The organism is Promicromonospora alba, from assembly GCF_042654905.1.
Taxonomy (GTDB): Bacteria; Actinomycetota; Actinomycetes; order Actinomycetales; family Cellulomonadaceae; genus Promicromonospora; species Promicromonospora alba.
Genome location: NZ_JBHSFI010000005.1, coordinates 469,698 through 493,071, shown reverse-complemented (window position 1 = coordinate 493,071; position 23,374 = coordinate 469,698). Strand labels below are relative to the sequence as shown.

Annotated in this window: 22 protein-coding genes; 19 read left to right on the top strand and 3 right to left on the bottom strand. The window is 72.9% G+C overall.

Annotation, left to right across the window (positions count from 1 at the left end; all coding sequences use genetic code 11):
- Positions 1–59: 59 nt before the first annotated feature.
- Entirely contained in the window at positions 60–734 is a 675-nt protein-coding gene (locus ACFO6V_RS17225; RefSeq protein ID WP_377137287.1) for a TetR/AcrR family transcriptional regulator, read from the top strand.
- 64 nt (positions 735–798) lie between these two features.
- Here ACFO6V_RS17225 and ACFO6V_RS17220 read toward each other — a convergent pair whose 3' ends face one another.
- Positions 799–1,284 (bottom strand): hypothetical protein, encoded by a 486-nt coding sequence (locus ACFO6V_RS17220; RefSeq protein ID WP_377137285.1) that lies wholly within the window; start codon positions 1,282–1,284, stop codon positions 799–801.
- Between the two features lie 247 nt (positions 1,285–1,531).
- Between ACFO6V_RS17220 and chrA the strand changes: the two genes are divergently transcribed.
- The 7 genes from chrA to ACFO6V_RS17185 all read left to right on the top strand — a co-directional run bounded on the left by chrA (position 1,532) and on the right by ACFO6V_RS17185 (position 9,288).
- The gene (gene chrA / locus ACFO6V_RS17215; protein ID WP_377137283.1) at positions 1,532–2,935 is read left to right on the top strand and encodes a chromate efflux transporter; all 1,404 of its coding nucleotides are present in this window, start codon (positions 1,532–1,534) and stop codon (positions 2,933–2,935) included.
- Positions 2,936–3,050: 115 nt separating this feature from the next.
- The gene (locus ACFO6V_RS17210; protein WP_377137281.1) at positions 3,051–3,779 is read left to right on the top strand and encodes an ATP-binding cassette domain-containing protein; all 729 of its coding nucleotides are present in this window, start codon (positions 3,051–3,053) and stop codon (positions 3,777–3,779) included.
- Positions 3,776–4,462: an ABC transporter ATP-binding protein gene (locus tag ACFO6V_RS17205; RefSeq protein ID WP_377137279.1), complete on the top strand. Its 687-nt coding sequence runs from the start codon at positions 3,776–3,778 to the stop codon at positions 4,460–4,462. The genes ACFO6V_RS17210 and ACFO6V_RS17205 overlap by 4 nt, the downstream gene beginning before the upstream one ends.
- A gap of 14 nt (positions 4,463–4,476) precedes the next feature.
- A complete protein-coding gene (locus tag ACFO6V_RS17200) occupies positions 4,477–6,015 on the top strand; it encodes an ABC transporter substrate-binding protein (RefSeq protein WP_377137277.1) in 1,539 nt (512 codons plus the stop codon).
- Complete coding sequence (locus ACFO6V_RS17195; RefSeq protein WP_377137275.1) at positions 6,002–7,777, top strand: ABC transporter permease subunit; 1,776 nt, start codon at positions 6,002–6,004, stop codon at positions 7,775–7,777. The genes ACFO6V_RS17200 and ACFO6V_RS17195 overlap by 14 nt, the downstream gene beginning before the upstream one ends.
- Positions 7,778–7,817: 40 nt before the next feature.
- Positions 7,818–8,114: a hypothetical protein gene (locus ACFO6V_RS17190; RefSeq protein WP_377137273.1), complete on the top strand. Its 297-nt coding sequence runs from the start codon at positions 7,818–7,820 to the stop codon at positions 8,112–8,114.
- Between the two features lie 190 nt (positions 8,115–8,304).
- Positions 8,305–9,288 carry a hypothetical protein gene (locus ACFO6V_RS17185; RefSeq protein ID WP_377137271.1) on the top strand — a complete coding sequence of 328 codons (984 nt, stop codon included), beginning with the start codon at positions 8,305–8,307 and terminating at the stop codon, positions 9,286–9,288.
- Between the two features lie 79 nt (positions 9,289–9,367).
- Here the strand turns inward: ACFO6V_RS17185 and ACFO6V_RS17180 are convergent, their stop codons facing one another.
- Positions 9,368–10,894 carry a sigma factor-like helix-turn-helix DNA-binding protein gene (locus tag ACFO6V_RS17180; protein ID WP_377137269.1) on the bottom strand — a complete coding sequence of 509 codons (1,527 nt, stop codon included), beginning with the start codon at positions 10,892–10,894 and terminating at the stop codon, positions 9,368–9,370.
- A 215-nt stretch (positions 10,895–11,109) separates the two neighbouring features.
- On the opposite strand from ACFO6V_RS17180, the gene ACFO6V_RS17175 reads away from it, so the two are divergent.
- On the top strand, positions 11,110–11,571 hold the full coding sequence (locus ACFO6V_RS17175; RefSeq protein ID WP_377137267.1) for a MerR family transcriptional regulator: 462 nt from the start codon (positions 11,110–11,112) through the stop codon (positions 11,569–11,571).
- 166 nt (positions 11,572–11,737) lie between these two features.
- Positions 11,738–14,209 (top strand): hypothetical protein, encoded by a 2,472-nt coding sequence (locus ACFO6V_RS17170; RefSeq protein WP_377137265.1) that lies wholly within the window; start codon positions 11,738–11,740, stop codon positions 14,207–14,209.
- Here ACFO6V_RS17170 and ACFO6V_RS17165 read toward each other — a convergent pair.
- Positions 14,196–14,621 (bottom strand): DUF192 domain-containing protein, encoded by a 426-nt coding sequence (locus ACFO6V_RS17165; RefSeq protein WP_377137263.1) that lies wholly within the window; start codon positions 14,619–14,621, stop codon positions 14,196–14,198. The two genes, ACFO6V_RS17170 and ACFO6V_RS17165, sit on opposite strands and share 14 nt — an antisense overlap.
- A 126-nt stretch (positions 14,622–14,747) precedes the next feature.
- On the opposite strand from ACFO6V_RS17165, the gene ACFO6V_RS17160 reads away from it, so the two are divergent.
- From ACFO6V_RS17160 to ACFO6V_RS17120, 9 genes are read left to right on the top strand one after another with little or no spacing between them, the layout of a single operon-like run.
- The gene (locus ACFO6V_RS17160; RefSeq protein ID WP_377137261.1) at positions 14,748–15,563 is read left to right on the top strand and encodes a hypothetical protein; all 816 of its coding nucleotides are present in this window, start codon (positions 14,748–14,750) and stop codon (positions 15,561–15,563) included.
- Complete coding sequence (gene cpaB / locus ACFO6V_RS17155; RefSeq protein ID WP_377137259.1) at positions 15,560–16,267, top strand: Flp pilus assembly protein CpaB; 708 nt, start codon at positions 15,560–15,562, stop codon at positions 16,265–16,267. The genes ACFO6V_RS17160 and cpaB overlap by 4 nt, the downstream gene beginning before the upstream one ends.
- 2 nt (positions 16,268–16,269) lie before the next feature.
- Complete coding sequence (locus ACFO6V_RS17150; RefSeq protein ID WP_377137257.1) at positions 16,270–17,922, top strand: hypothetical protein; 1,653 nt, start codon at positions 16,270–16,272, stop codon at positions 17,920–17,922.
- Positions 17,922–18,308 carry a TadE/TadG family type IV pilus assembly protein gene (locus tag ACFO6V_RS17145; protein WP_377137255.1) on the top strand — a complete coding sequence of 129 codons (387 nt, stop codon included), beginning with the start codon at positions 17,922–17,924 and terminating at the stop codon, positions 18,306–18,308. Before ACFO6V_RS17150 ends, ACFO6V_RS17145 begins: the two co-directional genes overlap by 1 nt.
- Positions 18,309–18,316: 8 nt before the next feature.
- Complete coding sequence (locus ACFO6V_RS17140) at positions 18,317–19,645, top strand: CpaF family protein (protein WP_377137253.1); 1,329 nt, start codon at positions 18,317–18,319, stop codon at positions 19,643–19,645.
- Positions 19,642–20,565 carry a type II secretion system F family protein gene (locus ACFO6V_RS17135; protein WP_377137251.1) on the top strand — a complete coding sequence of 308 codons (924 nt, stop codon included), beginning with the start codon at positions 19,642–19,644 and terminating at the stop codon, positions 20,563–20,565. The genes ACFO6V_RS17140 and ACFO6V_RS17135 overlap by 4 nt, the downstream gene beginning before the upstream one ends.
- Position 20,566: 1 nt before the next feature.
- Entirely contained in the window at positions 20,567–21,448 is an 882-nt protein-coding gene (locus tag ACFO6V_RS17130; RefSeq protein WP_377137249.1) for a type II secretion system F family protein, read from the top strand.
- Positions 21,435–22,643 carry a sensor histidine kinase gene (locus tag ACFO6V_RS17125; protein WP_377137247.1) on the top strand — a complete coding sequence of 403 codons (1,209 nt, stop codon included), beginning with the start codon at positions 21,435–21,437 and terminating at the stop codon, positions 22,641–22,643. The genes ACFO6V_RS17130 and ACFO6V_RS17125 overlap by 14 nt, the downstream gene beginning before the upstream one ends.
- Positions 22,643–23,326, top strand: coding sequence for a response regulator transcription factor (locus tag ACFO6V_RS17120; RefSeq protein WP_377137245.1), 684 nt, complete (start codon positions 22,643–22,645; stop codon positions 23,324–23,326). Before ACFO6V_RS17125 ends, ACFO6V_RS17120 begins: the two co-directional genes overlap by 1 nt.
- Positions 23,327–23,374: the final 48 nt, after the last annotated feature.

Sequence of the window (23,374 nt, the reverse complement as noted above, 5' to 3'; positions counted from 1 at the left end):
CGACCGTAAGAGACCTGTGGTCTGTTGTCAATAGACTGGCGGTCTGTAAACTGGCGGACATGACCTTCCAGCGAGCACGCAGCGAGGAGCAGCGAGAGATCCGGCGCCAGGCGATCCTCGACACGGCGCGGTCGATGCTCGACGAGATGCCGGCGGCCGAGGTGGGCCTCAACGAGCTGAGCCGGCGGGTCGGGCTGGCGAAGTCCAACGTGCTGCGCTACTTCGAGTCGCGTGAGGCGGTGCTGCTCGAGCTGCTGACCGACGCCCTGGAGGTGTGGATCGCCGAGGTGTCGGACGAACTCGCTGCCGGCGTCGATCTGCGGCTCTCGGCGGGGGAGCGTGGTGAGCAGCTGGCCGTGATCCTCAGCGGGTCGCTGGCGCGCCACACCGTGCTGTGCGATCTCGCCAACGCGCAGGCGGGTGTCCTGGAGCACAACGTGTCCGTCGACGTCGTCCTGCGCCACAAGCGGTCCGCCCTTGCGAACCTCGAGACCGTCGTCGAGCTGCTCCACCACCACCTGCCGGAGCTCGGCGACAACGCCAGAACGGTATGCATGACGGCGCTGCTCCTGGCCGGCGCGATGTCGACGTACTGCAGGCCGTCCGCCAGCACGCTCGCCGCCTACGCCGCCGACCCCTCGCTGACCAGGCTCCAGGTGGACCTGGGCTCTGGCCTGGAGAGTGCCGTGTCCCTGCTCGTCGCGGGTGCTCTGGCGCGGTCCGGAGTCCGCTGACACCGGGGCGGCAACGGCGACGGCCCGGCACGAGAACCTTCGTGCCGGGCCGGCTTGCGCCCTGCTAGCGGGCCGGTGAGTGCCGCAGCAGCGCTCCGAGCCAGGAGGCGGCGTGCGTCCGGGCCGAGGTCGCCGCGGCGAACCGCGCGGCGTGCGCGTGGATCTCGGATCGTTCGTAGACCTGACGGCCCAGCAGAAGGGCTGCCTCCTCGCGGTGGTGCCTGGCGCAGAAGGCCCGGACCTCGGCCGCCTCGAACAGGTCCCACGACGCCATCATGTTGGACGTGCGGCCCGCGCGGACGAAGGCGGCGGCGGGCGCCAGGTCGTCGAAGAACGCCCAGCGGTCGGAGAGGTCCACGGCCGCTCCGCGGCAGACCCGGAACGTGGCGGTCTCGATGGCTCCGGGCAGCGCGGGCTGGTCGACGACGGCCGTGTACTCGCCGTCTGCCGTCGTGTCGGGGTAAGCGGTGTGGGGGGAGTGCTCGCCGTACTGCCGGCAGATCGACGTCTCGATCCCCTCGAGCACGGAGCTGGTGGTGCTGGGTGGCATTTCGGTCCTTCACCTGGTCTTGCCCGGATCTGTTGGCGGGCATACGGGAAAGTATCCATGCAGAGGCATGGAATTCCGGTTGTCATTCACCCTGTGCGCGGAGCGATATGGGGGGTGCTTCGCCTGGGTGGTTCGGCGGCTGTGCTGTCGATCAGTGCGTGGCCCTGTGGGGCCATGCGGGCATTCTGCCAAATAATGGTCGAATTCGCCCGGCGTACGGGACGGATGGGCGTGGTTATATCTGACCGTGACGAGCGACATGACCGACGACGAGTCCGGCGCGACCTCTGCGTCCGCGTCGCCACCGCGGGACCTGATCCCCTTCCGGGCCGCGGTGCGCGCCTGGTTCGCGATCTCGTGGCAGACGTTCGGCGGCCCGGCCGGGCAGATCGCCGTCATGCAGCGCACCCTCGTGGACGAGAAGCGGTGGATCGGGCAGGGCCGGTTCCTGCACGCGCTCAACTACTGCATGCTCCTGCCCGGGCCCGAGGCGCAGCAGCTCGCCGTCTACACGGGCTGGCTGCTGAACGGCTGGCGCGGGGGCCTGGTCGCGGGCGGCCTGTTCGTGCTGCCGGGCATGATCGCGCTGCTGGTGCTGTCCGCGATCTACGTCGCCTTCGGCGAGACCACCGTCGTCTCGGCGGTGTTCGCCGGCCTCGCGCCGGCCGTCCTGGCCATCGTGGTCCAGGCGGTGCTCCGAGTGGGCAAGCGGGCCCTGAGGAGCCCCGCGCTCGTGGTCCTCGCCGTCGCGGCCTTCGTGGCGCTCACCTTCTTCGCGGTGCCGTTCCCCCTCGTCGTGCTCGGCGCCGGCGTGATCGGGTGGCTGGTGCACCGCTGCGCACCGGCCTGGATCGCCACCACACCGCGCAGCGACCAGGCCGACGGCCCCGCCCCGCTCATCCCCGACGACGCCCTGCACACCGAGAAGCCGTCCGGCCGCCGGGCCCTGCGGGTCCTCGTGCTGGGCCTCCTGGCGTGGTCGCTCCCGGTGCTCGCGGTCGCGCTGCTGACAGGGGTCGACAGCGTGTTCACCCAGCAGGGGCTGTTCTTCTCGGGCAGCGCCCTGGTGACGTTCGGCGGCGCCTACGCGGTGCTGGCCTACGTCGCGCAGCAGGCGGTACAGACCTACGCGTGGGTCACGCCCGGCGAGATGACGCGCGGGCTGGCGCTGGCCGAGACCACGCCCGGGCCGCTCATCATGGTCGTGCAGTTCGTCGCGTTCCTCGGCGCCTACCGCAACCCCGGTGACCTCGACCCGTGGGCGGCGGCCGTGCTGGGCGCGCTGCTGACCACCTGGGTCACCTTCGTGCCCTCGTTCCTCTTCATCTTCCTCGGCGCGCCCTACGTCGAGCGCCTCCGGGGCAACAAGACCCTGAGCTCCGCGCTGACGGCCATCACCGCGGCGGTCGTGGGCGTCATCGCCAACCTCGCCCTCTACTTCACCACGCACACGCTCTTCGCCACCTCGAACCCGTGGACCGCCGGTCCGCTGTCGTTCGACGTCCCCGACCTCACCACGATCCAGCCCGCCGCGCTGGGCATCGCCGTCGTCGCGGCGCTGCTGCTGTTCGTGGTGCGCTGGTCGGTGCTGCGAACGCTCGGCGTGTGCGCCCTGCTCGGTCTCGCGCTCGGCCTCGCCGGCCTGCTCTGACCGGCCCGCGCCCACCAACGCCCCCCGTCCGCGGCAACCAGCCCGGCAGGCCACCAGCCTGCCGGGCTGCGGCATTTGTCAAGACATCGCCGGTTGGGCGATAATGATTCTCAATATGAGTCACCACCTGATCAAACCCGTCCGCGAGCACGAGGACAGCGTCGACGGGCCGGAGCAGGTGGACCGCCCGATCCTGTCCCTGCGCGACGCCGAGGTGCGCACCGCCGACGGTACGAAGCTCCTCGCGATCGCCTCTCTCGATGTCCTTGCGGGGCAGCGCATCGCGGTCACCGGGCCGTCCGGGAGCGGCAAGTCGCTCCTGCTCAGCACCCTCACCGGGCGGTGGCCGACCGGCCTCCGCTTCACCGGGGAGCGCACCACGCGGATCGGGCGCATCGGCTTCGTCCCGCAGCGCGGCCTCGACGCCCTGCACCCGCTCATCCCGCTCGCCCGCCAGCTGCGGATGGTGACCGGGGCCGACCCCGCCCGGATCAGCACGGTGCTCGCCGCGGTAGGGCTCGACGACCCCGCGCTCCACCGGCGTCGTCCCACCGAGCTCTCGGGCGGCCAGGCGCAGCGCGCGAGCGTGGCGCTCGCGGCCTTGACCGACGCACCGCTGGTTCTCGCCGACGAGCCGACCAGCGCGCTCGACCACGAGTCCCGGGACCAGACGCTGCGCCTCCTGGAGGAGATCGTGAGCCTACGGCAGACGCTCGTCGTCGCCACCCATGACATCGCGGTGGTCCGGGCGCTCGGCGCCCGTCACCTCGCGGTGTCCGACGGCGTCGTGACGGAGCTGTCCCCAGCCGCCGGACCGGGCGCCGAATCAGGGAGCATCCAGTGACCGGCCAGCCCACCCCGCCGACGCTCACCATCGAGCGCGTGACCGCCGTCCACGGCCACGGCGCCCAGGCCCGCATGGTCCTCGCCCCGACGAGCCTCGGCGTCTACCCCGGCGAGTCCGTGGCGGTCGTCGGCAGGTCCGGCGCCGGCAAGTCGACCCTCGCCGACATCACCCTGGGTCTGCGGACCCCGGCCGGGGGCCGCGTCCTGGTCGGCGGCGACGAGTGGTGCACACCCACTGGCCGCCCGGCGCGGAGCGAACGCCGTCTGGTCCAGGGCGTCCCGCAGGACCCGCTCGCCGCCTTCGTGCCGCGCTGGACGCTCGGCCGGTCCATCGAGCAGGCCGTGCGCAGGCTCACGGGCGACCGCGACACCGAGTCCCGGGTGCACCGGGCCGCGCAGCTGGCCCGGCTCGACGTGGAGCTGCTCGGACGCCGCCCGTCGGAGGTCTCCGGCGGGCAGGCCCAGCGCGCCGCGATCGTCCGCGCGGTCGCGCCAGGCCCCGCAGTCCTCGTCGCCGACGAACCCACCAGCGCGCTCGACGCCGACACGGCGAGCGCCGTCTCGGCGGCGCTGCTCTCCATCACCCGGGAGCTGGGCATCGCGCTCCTCCTGGTCACCCACGACCCCGCGGTCGCAGAGCGCTGCACCCGCACGCTCACGATCACCGCTCCCGTCCCATGAACGGAACCATCCCGATGAACCCCCTGACGCGCCGCCCCATGCCTCGCCGGCTCCTCGCGCTCGTGACCATCCCGCTGTCGCTCTCCCTGCTCACCGCGTGCTTCGCCGCGCCGGCCCCGGCCGGCGGCGCGGGATCCGACGAGCGGATCTCCGTCGCGATGCTGCAGCCCCCGCGCTCCGGCCTCAGCCCGCTGAGCGACGACGCCTTCAAGCTCTCGCGCTGGGCCACCGCCGAGACGCTGGTCGTCCTCGACGAGGCGGGGGAGGCGCTGCCCGCGCTCGCCACCGAGTGGGAGCAGGTCGACGACACCACCTGGCGGTTCGCCGTCCGCCAGGGGGTGACGTTCCACAACGGCAACGAGCTCACGACCGACTCGGTGGTCAACTCGCTCCAGCACGCGATCGACGCGAGCCCGGTGCCGCGCATCCTCGACGGCGTCGAGCTGACGGTCGAGGCCGACGGCGACGACGTCGTCCTGACCACCGCCGAGCCGGACCCGCTCCTGTCGCACCGGCTCTCCAGCCCGCAGCTGGCGGTCCTCGACGCCGAGGCCTACACCGACAGCGGCGTCGACCCGACCGGCACGGGTACCGGGCCGTTCGAGCTGACGGCGATCGACGGCGTCGTCGGGGCGACGCTGGAGCGTTACGACGGCTACTGGGGCGAGCCCGCGCAGGCCGCGGGGATCGACGTGCGGTACGTGCCCGACGGCACGGCCCGCGCCGCTGCCCTGCGGACGGGCGAGGCGGACGTCGTCGAGGCGATCCCGGCCGGGCAGGCCGCGTCGATCGACGAGAACCTCATCACCGAGGTGCCCATGCCGCGGACCAACACGCTGTACCTGAACACCGAGTCCGGGCCGTTCGCGGACCCTGCCGTCCGCGCCGCCGCACGGGAGGCCGTCGACCGCGCTGCGATCATCGAGTCCGTCTACGAGGGCCGCGCCGACGTCGCGGAGGGCCTGCTCGGGCCGGCGCTGCCGTGGGCGGCCGCCTACCGTGCCGAGCCCGCCTACCAGGAGGCGCTCGAAGACCGTGCGACGCCGGCCGAGGTCGACGGCGTGAAGATCACGCTCGGCACCTTCACCGACCGGGCGGAGCTGCCCGAGGTCGCCGTCATCCTCGAGCAGCAGCTGGAGGCCGCGGGCTTCGAGGTCCAGCAGGACGTCCGCGAGTACCAGTTCATCGAGGCCGACGCGCTGGACGGCACGTTCGACGCGTTCATCCTCTCCCGCGCCACGGTGCTCGACTCCGGGGACCCCGTCGCCTACCTCGCCTCCGACTTCACCTGCGACGGCGGCTTCTCCATCGCCCAGCTGTGCAGCCCCGACGTCGACGAGGCCATCAGCCGCGCCGCGCAGACCGAGCCGGGCAAGGAGCGTCAGCGCGCGAGCATGGCCGCGGAGGCCCAGGTGCTCGCCGCCGACGCCGCGATCCCGCTCCTGCACGAGCGGGTCATCCAGGGCGAGTCGCAGCAGGTGGCGGACGCCGCCCGGGATCCCCGTGAGCGCATCCTCATCACCGCCGACACCCATCTCGATGCGGCACAGTAACGCCCTCGGGATCGCCTCCCGGCTGGTCAGCGGGGTCGCGCTGCTGCTCGTCGCCGGGGCGCTGCCCTGGCTCTCGCAGCGCGACCCCGCCGCCTCGGTGCTCCGCGCCCGCTACGCCGAGCTCGAGCCGACGCCGGAGGCACTCGCCGCCGTCCGTGCGGAGCTCGGGCTCGACGGCGGCCCGGTGGTCACCAGCATCCGCTGGTGGTCCGGCGTGCTCCGCGGCGACCTCGGCACCTCCTGGGTGAGCGGCGGCGAGATCGGGCCCGGGGTCTGGAACGCGCTCGGCGTCTCCATGACCCTCACCGCCTTCGCGGCGGTCGTCGCGCTCGTCATCGTGGCCGCCATCGTCACGCCCGCCGCGCTGCGGGTGCTCCGCGACCGCCCCCAGCGCGGCTCCGGACCCGTCGGGGTGGCGCTCACCGCGCTGCCCGAGTTCCTCCTCGCGAGCACCCTCCTCGTGGTGGTCGCCGTCCAGCTGCAGTGGCTGCCGCCCTACGGGTGGAGCGGGCTCGATACCGCGATCCTGCCCGCGCTCGCCCTGGGTATCCCAGCGGGCGGCCTTCTCGGCCGCCTGCTGGCCGACGCCGTCTCCGGCGTCACCGAGGAACGCTGGGTCGGCGTCTGGCTGCTCGCCGGCGCACGCCACCGTGTCATCCTCACGGGGGTCCTCCGCCGGGCCGCCGCCGCGGTCGTCGACCAGCTCGGGCTCGTGCTCATCGGCCTGCTCGGCGGCGCCGTCGCCGTCGAGCAGGTCTTCGCGATCCCAGGCCTCGGCCGCTACCTCCTCGGCGCCGCCAACGCGCAGGACCTGCCCGCCCTGCAGGCCGGCGTCCTGCTCATGGCGCTCGCGGCACTGGTCGTCGGCCTGCTCGCCGGCCTCGCCCGGCGCGCCCTGCGCGGCGGACCGCTGCCACCCGGCGCGCTCCCGCCGCCGCCCGAACGGCGGGGCGACGACCGGGCCGCGCGCTGGACCGTCGGCGTCGCACTCGGCCTCATGGGGCTCATGCTCGCCCTCGGCCTGCCCCGCGACCCGTACACGATCGCCCACCCGCGCCTCGCGCCGCCGAGCGCGGAGCTGCCGTTCGGGGCGGACGCCAGCGGGCGGGACCTCCTGGCGCGCGTCGCGCACGGGACGCTGGGCACCCTGCTGCCCTCGGTGGGGATCATCCTGGTCGCCATCGCCGTCGCGCTGCTCCTGGCCGTGCTCGGCGAGATCGCCCGCGGACCGGCCGAGATCGCCAACGCGACGCCACCGATCCTCGCCGGCGTCATCATCGCCGCGCTCCTCGGCCCCTCCGTCGGCGGCGCGGCGCTCGCCGTGCTGTGGGTCACCTGGCCACCGCTGACCGCCCACGCCACGGCGCTCATCGACGAGGCGAACGCCATGCCCCACATCAGATGGCTCCCGGTCGCGGGCGTCTCCCGCCCCGAGATCTGGGCGCGGCACGTGCTGCCCGCCACGGTAGGACCGCTGCTGCGGCACGGCATGCTCCGCCTGCCCGGGGTCGCGCTGGCGCTCGCGGCGCTGGGCTTCCTCGGCCTGGGCGCCCAGCCGCCGCTCCCCGAGTGGGGACTGCTGCTCGGCGAGGGCATCGACTATGTGGAACGCGCACCGTGGACCACGCTCGCGCCCGCCGCGGCGCTCGTCCTGACGTCGGTGTGCGCCGTCGCGCTCGCCGGACTCCGGAGCCGCCGGACAAAGCGCAGAAGTCGCTCCATGGCCCGGCAGGAACCCCTGGCCCGTGCAAATGTGGGTTGACGCCGGCGTAGGCGTCGAAGCCACTACGGAGGCCAGCACCATGAGCCAGACCGACATCCACGCAGAGCACACGACCACCGAGCACCAGCACGGCGAGAGCTGCGGTCACGCGACAGTGCAGCACGAGGGACACGTCGACTTCCTGCACGGCACGCACCGCCATGCGCTGCACGGCGACCACTACGACGAGCACGAGTCGGTCGCCGAGCACACCGCGACCGAGCACGCGCACGGTCCGGACTGCGGGCACGAGGCTGCTCCCCACGACGACCACACGGACTACGTCCACGACGGGCACAAGCACGCCGTCCACGGGGACCACTACGACGAGCACTGATCCGCGTCGGCGCGTCCTCCTGCGGCTTCAGCCGGTCATGCCGTAGGAGGACGTGATCACCCCCGCCACCTGAGATCCGTGTTCGGTCTTTCCTTGTCACCGTTGGTGCTGGAGGCGCACAGTGGGGCGCCGTCACCACAGCCGTGGGGCCGGCGTCAGCCCCCGGTGAGAACCAAGGTGACGGAGCGCGATGCGCGAGCTGGACACGTCGGACGCGGTGCGGGACTGCCTGGCCCCCCTCAGACCTGTGCACGCGGAGCTCTACGACCGTGCCGTGGGCTACGTGCTCGACGGCGCCGCACCGCACGTGCTGCATACCCTGGCCAACCAGCAGCCGCTTGACGTCGCTCTGGTCGCGCGGCCGGACGCCGTCGTCACCGGGGCGCGACTCGACGCGGTTGCCGCCGCGCACCCGGGCTGGACCCAGGACGGCGCACAGGCTGCCCGCCGCACGGTCTACCGGACGGCGCCGGCTCCGGTGCTCGCCCGGTTCGGACGGCTGCTGACGAGCGTGTCCCGGGACGACGGCGCTGACGTCACCGAACGGCTCGTCCGCCTTGTCGACGACGTCGGACGGCTCACCACGAGCGCCCGAGGGCGACAGGGGAGCGAAGGCGTCGAGGAGACGCTGGCCCGCTGGACGCCCGAGCTCATGTCCGAGGTGGTCCGCGAGTACGGGCTGCCCGACGATGCGGCGGTCGCCGTCGTGCTCCAGGTGCTGGTGCGCCGCGACCGGACGAGCGATCAGCGCCGCGCCCTGGTCCGGAACATGGCGGGTGACGCGTTCCTGGTGCGGCACGCGGGCATCCTGGCGCGTGTGGTGACCGCGCTCGACGCGGCGGGCAAACGGTCCTTCCTCGACCTCGCCGCGCGGAACCTGGAGGCGCACGCCGGGCTCGTCGCCACCCTGGTGGTCGACAAGGCCCCGGAGGTACGCGCGAGCGCGACAGCCCTGATCGCACGGCTGTCCGACGGCGCGCAGGTCCGTGCGCTGGCCCCGCACCTGACCGTCGCGGACCCGGACCGGCTCGATGCGGTCGTCGCCCACCTGGCTGCCGTCGACGGTGGCGTCGCGGCCCTGGGGGACGCGCTGGCTCGGCTGGCCTCGGGGAGGTTCGACGACGAGCGGGAGCAGGTGCTGAGGCGTGTGCTCGACGGTGAGCTGAACCCCTGACGTAGCCGCTGGTCGCCACCCACCCCGTTGGTCGGGCTTGTCGAGACCCGGCCGCCGAGGCGACAAGCCCGCAGGCCGTTCAGCCGATGCCGCCCAGCAGCGTGCCGGGCAGGCCGGGAACGGTGAACCCGCTCGCGTCCCGCTTGCCGTGATCCGAGCTCCGGCCGTTGCCCTTTCCGATGCCGCCGCGGTTCCCGTGGCCCTTGCCGTTCCCGCGGCCGTCGTCCTGACCGTCACCGCGCCCGTTGCCCTGCCCGTTCCCGTGACCGGCCCCGCGGCCGTTGCCGCGCCCGTTGCCGTTCCCTGGACCTTGGGTATCCCCGGGACCCTGGGCGTTGTACTTCGTGGGGCCTCGGCCGTTGGGATTGCCGGGATTTCCGGGCGGCCCGCCGGAATCGACAGCCGGCGGCGGGGTCGGCTTCGGCTCGGGTCTCGGCTCAGGGGCCGGTTCCGGAGCTGGTGCGGCGGGCTTGTCGGCGGGCGCCTGCGGCGCGGGCCGGTCCACGGCCGGCTCGATGTCCGGAGCGGACGGCGGGTCGTCCGCCGGCTCCGGCTCGGCCGCCTTCGGCTCGGGTGCCGGCGCCGGGACGGCGTCCTCCTTGGGCGTGGTCGCCGGGCGCGGCGCAGGGTCCGTGGGCGGGATGGTCGGGGGTAGCGCCTGCGCGGGTGGCTCCGGCAGACCCGGCAGGCTGGGTGGCTCACCCTCCTTGATGGCCTGGACCGGCAGCTCGTCGCCCTGGTTGGCGATCAGCGCCGCCGCACCCGCACCCACTGCCAGGACGGCGAGCACCCCGGCGGCCACGGCAGTCTCTTTCTTCCCGAACGAGCGCGGCTGCGCCTTGCTCGCACCACCTGCACCGATCGCGCCCACGCCGATCGCGCCGGTGCCGACCGCACCGGTGGCCCAGCCGCCGGTGAGAAGGTGCTGTCCGAGGTCGCGGAGCATCCAGGAGACTTCGCGGACGTCGACGAACGCCCTGGTGCACTCGGCGCACCCGTCCATGTGGACCTCGAGCCGCTGTTGGCGGCGGGGCAGGAGGCGTCCCTTGAGGTAGTCGTGCATGGCGGCGCGGGTAGTCCGGCACTCGGGTTCGTTGACGCCCTGGGCGTGGGCTGCGGCGAACGCACCGGCGAGGCGTTCCTCGGCCCGGCGCAACCGCATGGTCACGGCGTGGGGCCGCACCCCGAGGTTGGTGGCGATGTCGGCGACCGCACGGTCGTGGACGTGGCGTTCCAGGAGGATCTGGCGGTCGTCGTCGGCGAGGTCGGACAGCGCGGCCCGGAGCATGGTGACGTCGGCGTGGCGTTCGGCGTCGAGCTCTGCCCCGGCGACGGGTGGTGCGAGGCGGTCGAGGGTGTCGTCCTCGACCACGTGGGCGCGTCCCGCCTCGCGGGTCATCGAGATCGCTTCGTTGACCGCGGCGCGGCGCCAGTAGGGGGCTGGGTCCTCGATGGTCCTGCCCGTGGACACGATCCGGACCATTTTTTCGAGGGCGCGGCTGGCGGCTTCCTCGGCGTCGATGCCGGGTACGCGTGCGGCGACCGAGCGTACGACGTTGGGCCGGTGCACCACCCAGTCGACCCGGAGGTCACCAGTGGCGGTCACGCGACGCTCCCCACGTAAAGCTGCTCGTCATTGAAATGCCCGAATGGAAATGTCCGGAACAGGCAGGGTCGGCGGCGTCCGCCCAACACCACCGGCTCAAGCATACGGAAACGCCGTTCCGCGCTTGTGATCTCGAAGATTGGAAGGCGGCGGCAACCCGTGGTATCACCCACAGGGGCTTGCGGGTGGTGCTCGGCCTGTGAATCCATGGCGCCATGAAGTCACTTCCTGTTCCCGGAGATCAGTCCATCTGGTCAGTGGGCGACCTGGCCGTGCGGTTCGGCCTTGAGACACACGTGCTGCGCCACTGGGAGGCGATGGGTCTGCTGAGCCCGGCCCGCGACGGCGCCGGCCGACGCCGCTACGGCTCCGACGACGCCTTCCGCGTCGCCACGATCATCCGGAGCAAGGCGGCGGGCATGAGCCTGGAGCAGATCCGCGTGATGCTCGACGGCGGCGCCTACGACCGCCACGTGATCCTCGAGGAACACATCGCGGACCTCGAACGGCGGATGGCCGAGATGGAGCTGTCCCGCGAGATGACGCGTCACGCCCTCGAGTGCCGAGCACACGACATCACCTCGTGCCCGAACTTCCGTGCCCACGTCCGGGACATCGTCGACGGAAGGGTAGGTCACCGACAGTCCCTTGTCGGCCCCCTACGGCGAGCCCGCTGAGCGCATTCCGGTAAGGCCGCCGCTCCACCATGCGAAGAGAGCACTCTGCATTCCTCGTCCGTTCGTGGTGCACGGCGCGACTGGGCCCGGGGACCCAGTCGTTCTGGGCGCACAGTTGGGCCGCCGGGCCGTCGTGACCTGCGGGTCCGCTCTCTAGGTTGGGCGAGTGACCAGTGCCGAGCCCCCGAGCCGCCGCAGCACCGCGTCGCCGCGGGCCGGCCGGCCGCGCCGGGCCGGCAGCGCCCGCCCGCCGCACCCCGACCGCGAGGCCGGGCAGGCCATGCCCGAGTACATCGCGGTCGTCGGGTTCCTCCTCGTGCTCGTCGCGCTCCTGTTCGTCGCGGTGGCGCCCGTCGCGGCCGACGTCCGTGACCAGCTCGTGTGCGCGGTGAACTCGGTGGGCAAGGAACCGGGCACGGTCACCTGCACCAGCGCGACCGGTGACCCCGGGGGCGAGGAGTCGCCGGGAGACGGCTACGGCCCGCCGTCGGGCGACTGCCAGGACGACGTGACCTTCGACCTCGTGGACAACCCCGCAGCGGCGGAGGACACCGAGGTCGTGCAGATCAACTGTGTCTGGTATCCCAACCCGAAGAACTGCATGGAGGAGCACCAGCCCGCGGGACACCAGGACCGGCCGCGCGCGGACCGCGTCTACCTGGAGGAGGAGATCCAGGACTTCGCGGACTGCGTGATCAACGGCTGGGGGCCGCCGAAGGACGACCCGAACGACCCGAGCTGCGTCAACACGATGCCGACCAGCGGGGAGTTCGACGAGGACGCGCCGCCGAAGGTGCAGGTGGGCTGCCGCGAGCTGCCGGTGCCCAAGGGCTGCGAGAAGGAGTGGAAGGCCTACGAGGACGCGGCTCCCGGCAAGGACCGTGCGGCCCGCTCTGGCGAGCTGGCCAACTGCGTCACCACGAAGTACACCAGCATGGAGCCGCCGTGCGTGATCGAGGCCACGGGGCATGTCGAGAGCGAGAACGTCCAGTTCCTGTTCTTCCGCTGGGGCAACAGCAACGGCACGCTGATCGAGAAGCTGGGTGACGGCCGCATCCGCATCCACATCCTGACCGGCGTCGAGATGGGGGCCGGAGTCAGCGGGAGCGACGTGGGCGGCACGCCCGTGGCGTTCGACATCGCCGGTATCACGGGCTACTCGAAGGACAAGACCTACGAGTTCACCGACATGCGCAAGGCGCAGGACTGGATCGACTGGTACAAGAAGTACGACGAGGTCAACGGCAAGCAGGAGAGCTGCTCCGGCGCCATGCAGCAGTGGGCCGGCGGCTGCGGCAGGAACCCCTATGTCGAGCAGGCCGAGGAGCTGCGGGGTCAGGAGCCCGAGCACCACGAGCTGGCCGAGGCCGACAGCGACATCAAGAAGGTCAAGCTCAAGGGCGGCCTGAAGTGGGGCCCGCAGACCGGCGCGATCGCACTGAAGGGCACGGTCGAGGGCGGCTACGAGGGTGAGGTCCAGGTCGAGGACCGCCGGTGGTCCGACGGCAGCCGGCAGGCGACCTACACGTCGTCGGACATCGGCGGGTTCCTGATCGGTGCCGAGCTGTCGGGGAAGCAGCCGTTCACCAAGAACAGCAACGGCGCGGGCAAGGGCAAGGGGCAGCTCGGCGCCGAGTGGAAGGGCACCACCAGCACGTCGGTGGTGTGGAACAAGGACGGCAAGCTGTCCCGCCTCATCATCGCCATGGACGACCAGGTGCTGCGGACGCTCTACAAGGGGGGCATCGACGTCGACGTCGTGCTGCCGTACGGCTTCAAGGTCACCGGCGGATACAGCTCGCAAGGGGAGGAGGGCACGCTCTCCAAGCGCGAGCTGATCATCGACTTCGAGCAGTACCCGGAGCTGCGCGACACACTCGGCCCCAAGATCGACACGATCTTCCCCCGCGACCGCGAGGGCAACCTCATCAAGGGCGACGTCGAGATCAACGGGGAGGACGGGGAGGGCGGCGAGCTGTACGAGGCCGCCGAGGACTACGCCAACGTCCGCGAGCTGAAGTACGACATGGACCGGGTCACCGGGAGCGGCGGGTTCGGTCTCAAGTGGGAGGGCCTTGACCTGTTCAAGGTCGAGTTCACGACGGTCGACGACACCCGCACGCTGTCGGAGTCGTCGTTCGAGGTGACTGACGTGGACGGCAACCGGCAGACCACGTCCCCCGCGCCGCAGTGCCGGGCCAAGGACTTCAAGATGCCCGACGGCTACTACAGCAACGACTACTCCGACCCGCCCACCAGCCGCGTCGACTCCCGGCACGACCTCGGTGCGCAGTACGTGGACAACGAGTCGCCGATGTATACCGAGGGCACCTACCCCGGCACGAACTACGGCGGCGACGTGCCCGGCGACCGGGCCGACCGGGTCCGCTCCCTGGTGGACGAGTACTCCAAGGCCTTTCCCGACAAGAACATCCTGGTCGTCAAGGACTTCGAGAACTTCTCCTTCAGCAACCTGTTCGGGTTCGTGCACCTGGCCACCGTCGACGGCATGGACGTGATCGCCCTGAACTCCGGCACGGTCAAGAACAAGGGGGACGGCGGTTGGATCAACTGGGGCTTCACCGGTATCTACGACTACGACCCCGAGACCAAGGTCGTGAAGTTCAAGCAGCGGTGAGGTCGAGGGTCAGGCGGCTGTCCGGCCGCAGCCCCCAGCGGGCGAAGCTCCCGGCCGGGGCCTCGAGCACCTGGGTGACGCCGCGGCGCGGCCGGGTCATGCCCCAGGGGCGGAGCACCTGTGTGTGCAGCACCCGCAGATCGGCGGAGAGCAGTGCGACATCGAGCGGCACACGCATCCACGCGCCGTGCACCGAGGTGCACGGCCGCAACAGCAGCGCGTCGGGCAGCGCGCCGCGGAACAGCAGCCCGCGTGCCCTGGTCAGCACCGTGTCGGCGACCTCGACGTCGACGACGGTGTCGCCGTCCACCACGAGCCGGACCTGCTTCACCAGTGCGCTCCCGTCATCGAGCGTCGTGCTCCGTACCGCAGACCGCGCGACCTGCGCGGCACTGAGGAGAGGCTCGCGCATGTCGGTGAACACCCCACGAACTCTTGTCGAAATGGCAACCAATAAGGGGGATATGTCCCAATTGGATGTGAGGATGTCAATGTCTGCGGGGGCGGCACTGGTGGAGCACTTGACGAGGGGAAAGCCGTGCAGGTGATCGCGATCGGCGCGCCCGACGGCGTGCACCCGGCGGTCCATCGGGTCGGACGCACGCTGGGCGAGGTGCTCACCGCGGTGGCCGGCCTGCTCGCCGACGACGTGGTGGTCGCCACCCGCGACGACGACGCCCGCGACGTCGCCCGGTCGGCCCGGCTGGTCCTCGGCCCCGAGCGGATCGGCCTGCTGCACGTGGACGCCCCGGTCACCGCGTGGGCGGTGCTGCTGGCCGGGATCTCGACCGAAGGGCTCACGGCGTCGGCCGCGCAGGCGGTGGCCACCGAGGTGCTCTCCCGGACGGCCACCCGGGTACTCCTCTCCAGCGTCGCCGGCCTGGACCGGCCTGCGCCCACGTTCCGCCAGCACGCGGGCAGCTACCTGCCGCGGACGGCGTTCGTGGTCGACCCCGTCCGAGGCACCGTGGGCCGGTTCGGCGGACGTCTCGGGCTCCCGGACGGCGGCGACCTGCTCGTCGTGGCCCGCTCCGCCCGGCCCGTGGTGCCCGCCGACGGTGGCGACCTGCTCTCTCGAAGCCCTGACACAACGTTGAACGACGCACTGCCGGGCTGGCCCGCGGCGCGCTGGTTCGAGGCCTCGACCGTCGTCGGAGCCCTGAGCTCGGCGGTCGCCGCGGCCGTGTCCGCCTCGTACCGCTGGGGCGCCTGCGACGTCTGCGGGCGGGCCGTCGCAGGGGCCTGCATCTTCTGCGGCGTCACGGAGCGGCGTGCCCGGCTCCCGCGCGCGGATCTTCTCCGTCCCGACCAGCCCCGTCCGAACCTGCCCGACAACCTGGGAGCAATCAGTTGAACCCGCGCCAGCGCCGTGGAGTGTTCTTCCTCGTCGTCACCTCGATGCTCGCCGTCGCCGTGTTCGTCAGCGTCCTCTACTACGTGCGCACCGTGAGCACGCAGGTGGGACCCATGGTGACCGTGCTCCAGCTCAACCGGTCGGTGGATGCCCTGGAGCCCGTCGACGAGTCGATGCTGGACCTGGTCAGCGTCCCGGAGCGCTGGGCACCCGACACGGCGGTGCGGGACGTGGCGGACACCGCCGACCTCGTCGCGGCCACCGCCTACGAGGAGGGCTCGATGCTGCAGGCAGGGATGCTGGTCGAGCGGCCGGGCGTGCAGCCGGGGTTCCGCGAGGTCGCCATCCTCGTGGACGCCGAGACGGGCGTTGCGGGCAAGGTCGAGCCCGGTGACCACGTCGACATCATCGCCACCATGGGCGGCAGCGGGGACGTGCGGCCGGTCTCCCGGGTGTGGGTCTCGAACGTGCTGGTCCTCGAGGTCGGCCTCCCGCGGACCGTCGATGATCCTGACGACCTGTCCACCACGACCAGCGGCCTGCCGGTGACGTTCGCGCTGAGCACCCAGGACGCGCTGACGCTCGCCTACGTCGAGTCCTTCTCCGTCAAGCTGCGCCTCGCCCTGCGCGGCGCGGGCGACGAGGACCTGCTGCCGGCCGAGCAGCGGGTCTATGACGGCACGATCCCCGAGGGACGGGACTGACCATGGTGACCAAGGTGCTGCTGGCGACTCCGTCGCACGAGGTCCGGGACCATCTGGGCCACGTGTTCGCCGAGTCCGACGGTTTCGAGCTCGCTGCCGCGGTGTCCGACGGTGCCGGGGTGCTGACGGCGCTCGACCGGCAGCCGGACATCGGGATCGTCGTCGTCGACGAGGCGGCCGACGACGGGCACGGGCACGCGGTGGCCCGGACCGTCGGCCTGACCAGTCCGCTCACCGGCATCGTGATGGTCGTCGACGCCCACAGCCCGGCCGAGATGAGCCAGGCCATGGCCCTGGCGATGGAGGTCGGGGCACGGTCGGTGATCGCGCGGAACGCGGGCCTCGAGGAGGTGCTGACCCGGCTGGAGGCGGTGGCGTCGTGGTCGGCGACGGCCCGCGCCTCGATCGCCGCGGAACGCAACGGCGGCCGAAGCGGCCAGGTGGTGGCCGTGGCCGGGGCGAAGGGCGGCGTCGGGACGTCCGTGCTGGCGCTGCTGCTCGCCCGGGCGGGGCGGGCCAGGGACACCATCCTCGTCGACCTGGACCTCGGGGCGGGCGACCTGACCGCGTACACGGGAGTGCGCACCCGCCGGTCGGTGGTCGACCTCGCCGCCGTCGAGGGCGAGGTCACCGGGCGCATGCTCCGCGAGACCACGTACGAGGTGCCGGGCGGCGTCCGCCTGCTCCCGGCCCCGAGCGAGGGGGAGCGCGGCGAGGAGATGACGCCGGGCGCGGTCCGGTCGGTGGTGAACGCCCTCCGGTTCGAGTCCGGCCTGGCCGTGATCGACGTGGGCGCGCACCTCGACGAGCCGCGTGCCACGGCGCTGGAGTTCGCGGACCGCGTGCTCCTGGTCACCACCCCGGACCTCCCGGCCCTGCGCGCCGCTCGGCGCACCCTGGCGCAGTGGGACCGGCTGGCGGTCCGGCAGCCCGCGACGGTCGAGCTGGTGCTCAACCGTCGCACGTCACGCGACGAGGTGACGCCGGCGCTGGTGGAACGGATAGTGGAGCGCCCGGTCGCGTTCACGGTGCCGGACGGCGGGGCAGCGTTCTCCGGGGCCGTCAACACCGCCACGCTGCTGGAGACGCCCACCGCCGTGCACGCGGCCGTCGCCAAGGCCGGCGTCGCCGCGCTCCGGCGGGACGCCGGGGCCGCGCACGAGAGCACACCGGACGGGCCGACCGAGGTGGAGTCGCTGGTCGCCGGGTCGGTGCGGAGGGCAGGCGGGGCAGAAGGCGCCGGGCGGAGGCGAACGCGCCGCCGGCGGCCGGGCCGCTCGGACCCCGAGGCGGGCCAGTCCACGGTCGAGCTTCCCGTGGTCATCCTCATGGTGCTCATGGTGCTGGTGCTGTGCGTCCAGGGCATCGGGTGGGCCTCCGGCCTGCTGGCGGCGCGCGCCGCCGCGCAGGAGGGGGCACGCACGGTCGGCGTCCTCGGGTACTACGACGCGGGGGGCATACGCCGGGACGACGTGGTCGAGCAGGTCCGCGAGGACGTGCGGGAACGGCTGCCGGACGCGCTGCGGGCGACGGTCAGCGACTCGGACATCGAGGTCCTGGCCGACACGGTGAGCGTGCGGGTGACCGTCTCGACGCTCGTCCCGGGCGTGGACCTGTCCGCGTCGTCGTCGGCCGCCGTCTACCGGGAGGGCTGATGGGGCCCCGCCGCGAGCACGAACGGCGCCGCGAGCACGGATCGGCATGCGAACGTGGACAGGCGAGCGTCGAGCTCGTCGGCATCGTGTTCACGATCGTGCTCGTGGCGCTCCTGTCGATCCAGGGCATCACCGTGGCGCAGACGGCGTCGATCGCGCAGGAGGCAGCCCGCAACGGCGCCCGCGCCCTGAGCCTGGGCCAGGACTGGCAGGCGGTGGTGGAGCGCACCGTCCCCGAGGAGCTCGACCTGCGAGAGGTGAACCCAATCGTCGTCGACGGCGCCGCGCGCGTACGCGTGACCGTCGCGGCCCCGCTGGGGCTCGCCGGGATGGAGCTCGTCGACGTCTCGCTGACCAGGACCGCTGTGTTCCCGATCGAGGACTGAGGACCGACATGGCGCTACGTGACCGGCTCGCCGCCGACGAACGGCACGGCGAGGACCACGACCTCGCGAAGATGTACCGCGAGCGGCTGCTCGAGGAGATCGACGTCGACGAGCTCGCCCGGCTCTCGCCGTCCCAGCGGCGGGTGCGGCTCGAGCGGGTGCTGTCCCGGATCCTGTCCGTGGACGGGCCGGTGCTGTCGGCACGCGAGCGCAGCGCGCTGGTGCAGCGGATCACCGACGACGCTCTCGGGCTCGGCGTGCTGGAGCCGCTGCTGGCTGACGAGTCCATCACCGAGATCATGGTGAACGGCCCGCACGACGTGTTCATCGAGCGGTACGGGAAGGTGGAGCGGGTGCCCGCCCGATTCGCGTCGGTAGAGCAGCTCTACCAGACCATCGACCGGATCGTCTCGCAGGTGAACCGCCGCGTGGACGAGTCCTCGCCCATGGTGGACGCGCGCCTGCCCAGCGGCGAGCGCGTGAACGTGATCATCCCGCCGCTGGCGCTGGACGGGCCCACCCTGACGATCCGCCGGTTCCCGACGCCGTTCCGGATGGGCGAGCTCGTGGACCGCGGCACCCTGGACCTGAGCACGGCGAGCCTGCTGGGCGCGTGCGTGCGGGCGCGGCTGAACATCGTCGTCTCGGGTGGCACGGGCTCGGGAAAGACGACGTTCCTGAACGCGCTGTCCGGCCAGATCCCGGAGCACGAGCGGATCGTCACGATCGAGGACGCCGCCGAGCTGTCCCTGCAGCAGGGGCACGTGGTGCGGCTGGAGTCGCGTCCGGCGAACGTGGAGGGGCGAGGCGCCGTCGCCATCCGCGACCTGGTGCGCAACGCCCTGCGTATGCGGCCCGACCGGATCATCGTGGGCGAGGTCCGCGGCGGCGAGACCCTGGACATGCTGCAGGCGATGAACACCGGCCACGACGGCTCGGTGGCCACCGTGCACGCCAACACCGCGCGCGATGCGCTGGGCCGGCTGGAGACGCTCGCCTCGATGAGCGAGCTCGACCTGCCGGCCGCGACGCTGCGCGACCAGATCAACTCGGCGATCGACCTGGTGGTGCACCTGGAGCGGGCGCAGGACGGCTCCCGCCGCGTGATCGAGGTGCAGGCGGTCACCTCGCAGCGGCGCGAGGAGTACGCGCTGACGCCGCTGATGCGGTTCGTCGGGGACCCGATCGGTCCCGACCGCACGGTGAGCGGCGAGTTCGTCCGCTCCGCAGCTCCGTGGGAGCTGGTGGAGCGGCTGCAGCGCGCCGGCGAGACGCTGCCCCAGGTGGTGGAGCCCTCGGTGGCCGGGCCTGTCGAGGCCCCCGGCGGTGCCCGGTGACCGTCCTGTTCATCGCCCTGGGCCTGCTGGTCACGCTCCTGATGGCGGCCGCAACGGTGGCCACGCTCGTCAGCAACGCCGAGACCGAGCGGCGCATGGTCGAGACCGCCGACCTGGACCGGCTCGCCGGCGTCTCCGTGTTCGCCCGCCTCGACGAGCGGCTGACCCGGGCCCGGTGGGGCCAGCGCCTGGTGGCGCTGCTTGCCGGGGCGGGCCTGCCGACCTGGTCGCCGTCGCTGTTCCTCACCGCCGCGTGCACCGGGGCGGTCGTGGCGGGCCTGATCGTCCTGCCGCTGTTCGGCTGGGCGACGGCGGGGCTCGCGGTGGTGCTCGTCGCTGTCGGCGCCCGGCGCTGGCTGGACCGGCGGCGCGACCAGCGCGTGGACCGGTTCGTGGCGCAGCTCCCGGAGCTGGCCCGGCTGCTGGCGAACGGTGCGTCGGCCGGGCTGGCCGTACGCCGGTCGCTCGAGATGGCGGCGCAGGAGATGACCGAGCCCGCGGCGTCCGAGGTGGCGCAGGTCGGTGCCGAGATGGCGGTCGGCCGCTCGATGGGGGACGCCCTCGCGAGCCTGAGCGAGCGGCTGCCGTCCCGGGAGCTGTCGGTGCTCGTGCAGACGCTCACGATCCAGGGACGCTCGGGCGGCGAGCTGGTGACCGCCCTGGCGGGGATCGGGCAGACGCTGGAGGAGCGGCGGCGGCTGCGACGCGAGGTGGTGACCGCCACGATGGGCGCGCAGTTCTCCGGGTACACGGTGATCTTCCTGGCGTTCGGGGCAGTGGCGCTGATGAACGCGTTCAGCCCTGGCGTCGTGGACGTGATGATCACCAACCTGGCGGGCCAGGTGGTGCTGCTCGTGGCGACCGGGCTCTTCGTCGTCGGGTACCTGCTCGTCCGTCGTCTGGCGAAGGTGGAGGTGTGACGTGCCGGAGCTCCTGATCGCTGGGGCCGCCGCCCTGCTGGCGGTGTTCGGGATGGTCTCGGGCCGGCTGCTGACCAGCACCGGGCTGGAGGACGTCGAGGCCGAGTACGCGCCGGACGCGGAGCCGAGGCAGCGCGGTTTCGTCGCCGTGCTGGACCGTGTCGGAGCGCCCCTGCTCGCGCTGGCCGTGCGACTGCACGGGCGGCAGCGCCTGCAGCGGCTCGACACCGCGATCCGCCGGGCGGGCCGGCCGGAGGGCGTGACGCTGACCATGTTCGTGCGCCGCGAGGCGGCGCTCGTGCTGTTCGGCCTGCTGTTCGGGCTGTTCTTCACGCTCCAGGGGCTGTGGCTGGTCGGCGTGCCGCTGGTGGTGGCGCTGGGCGGCTGGATGAGGCTGTGGCTGGTCACGGAGGCGAACCGGCGCCGGCGGCAGATCGACGCCGAGCTGCCCGACTTCCTGGACGTGCTGAGCGTGACGGTGACCGCCGGCCTGGGCTTCCGGCAGGCCCTCGAGCGGGTGTGCGACCTGCACGGCGGCGCCCTGGCCGCCGAGATGCGCACCGCGCTGCAGGAGATGAACGTGGGCGCGTCCCGGCGGCAGACCTTCGTGGCCCTGCGGGAGCGCAACCGGTCCGCCACCGTCGGCACGTTCGTGACGGCGCTGCTGCAGGCCGAGGAGCTCGGGGTGCCGCTGGCGGACGCGCTCACGGACATCGCCTCCGACGTGCGCCGCGAGCACGCGGAGACCGTGCGCCAGCGCGCGGCCCGGGCCGCGCCGATGGTCTCGCTGGCCGTGACGATGACCATCCTGCCCGGGGCGCTGATCCTGATGGTGTCGGCCGTGCTCATCGCGAACGCGGGGGTCCTCGGTGACCTTTTCTGACCGGCTGAGCCCGCCGCACGCGATGGACGCGCTGACCCAGCGTGCCATCGGCCCCGCGGTGCGGCTGCTGTGCCAGATCCGGCTCGTGATCCTGGCGTTCGCCCTGGTGCTGGCCCTGCTCGACGGCGCGGGCTGGCTCGGTGTGTTCCTCGTGCTGCTCGCCGCCCCCTTCTCGTTCGTGCCCGCGCTGAACTGGGAGAGCCGCGGCCGCGTCTACGCCCGCAACGGGATCCTGCTGGCGGCGGACACCGCAGTTGCCGTCGTGGCCCTGCTGCCGCTGGCTGGTTCGCCGTTGATGGCGGTCTACGCCGCGGCGACCGCCGCGCTCTGGGGCCTCTTCGCCGGCCTGTCGCTGGCGCTGGTGATGGCCGCGCCCCTGTGCCTCTACCAGCTCACCGCGTACGACGACGGCTGGCGCGGGGTGGTCACCGGCGGCGCCGGTGCGGGCCTCACCATCATCATGGCCTGGACCGGGACCCAGCTCGGGCGGCGGATGCGACGTCAGGCGATCCTGTCCGCAGAGCTGGCGACATCGCGCGCGGACCAGGCGGCCCTGGCCGAACGGCTGCGCCTGGCCCGCGACCTGCACGACACGGTCGCGGGCGACCTCGCCGGGCTCGCCCTGACCGCGCACGGGCTGGCCGACCGGCTGGACCGGGAGGGCGCCGCGCCGGGCACCGTCGAGGTGGCGCGTGGGCTCAGCGGCGCCGTCCGGACCGTGCACGAGCACACCCGGCGGGCGCTCGGCGAGCTGCGTGACGACCACGACGGCGTGGCCGGGCTCCTGACCGAGATCGCCCGCCGCTGGACGGGACGGACCGGGATCCCGGCGGCGGTCGACGTCGGCCCCGGGGTGGACGGCGCGGCCGCCGAGCGCCGCGTGAGCCACGTCCGCGCGCTGGTGACCGAGCTGCTGGAGAACGTGCGCAAGCACGCGGACGCCTCGCGCGTCGAGATCGCCGTGACCGCGGCGGACGGCGTGGTGGAGCTCGTGGTCGCCGACGACGGGGTGGGGCTCGGCACCGGGGCGTCCGGCGACGGCCGGTACGGGATGCGCGGCGTCCGCGAACGGGCGGAGCTGTGCGGCGGCGACGCCACCTGGGCGCCTGGGCCGGACGGCGGGACCGTCGCCCGCGTCGTGCTGCCCAGGGAACCCGCCGGCGTGGGTCCCCGGCCCGTGGCGGAGGTGGCCTGATGCGCATCCTCGCCGTGGACGACAACCCGATCATCCGGATGGGCCTGCGGACGCTGCTGGACGGCGCGCCCGGGGTCACGTCGGTGCTCGACACGGGCGACCCCGACGAGGCAGTGGCGCACGTGCACGCCGGCCGGGTCGACGTCGTGCTGCTGGACGTGCGGATGCCCCGGACGAGCGGGCTGGAGCTGCTGCCCCGACTGACCGGCGCGACGGTCGTGATGCTGACGCACACCGACGACCCGGCGACGGTGTCCGAGGCGCTCGCCGCGGGGGCAGCCGGGTACCTGGTGCACGGCGCGCTGGAGCCCGAGGCGATGGTGGACGCGATCCGGCTGTGCCGGAACGGGAGCCAGGTGGTCTCCGGGGTGGCGCCCGCACCGGCCGCCCCCGCCCAGGGCCCGGCCGTGCGGGACCTGCTGTCCCGGCGGGAGGCCGAGGTGATGGACCTGGTCGCCGACGGCCTGTCGAACGGAGAGGTCGCGGCCCGCCTGTTCATCTCCCAGAAGACCGTGAAGAACCACGTGAACAGCCTGTTTGCCAAGCTCGGCGTGACCACGCGGAGCCAGGCCATCGTGCGGTGGCTCCAGCGGGACCCGGACCACGGTAGGGCCAAGGGCCCAGGCAGAACGGGCCCCCGGGTGGGGCCGCGCACCCTGGGCGCGCGACCCGCCGCTCCGTAACTTTGCTGGCATGGCCGCGGTCCCGGACCAGCGGTCGGCAACCGGAAG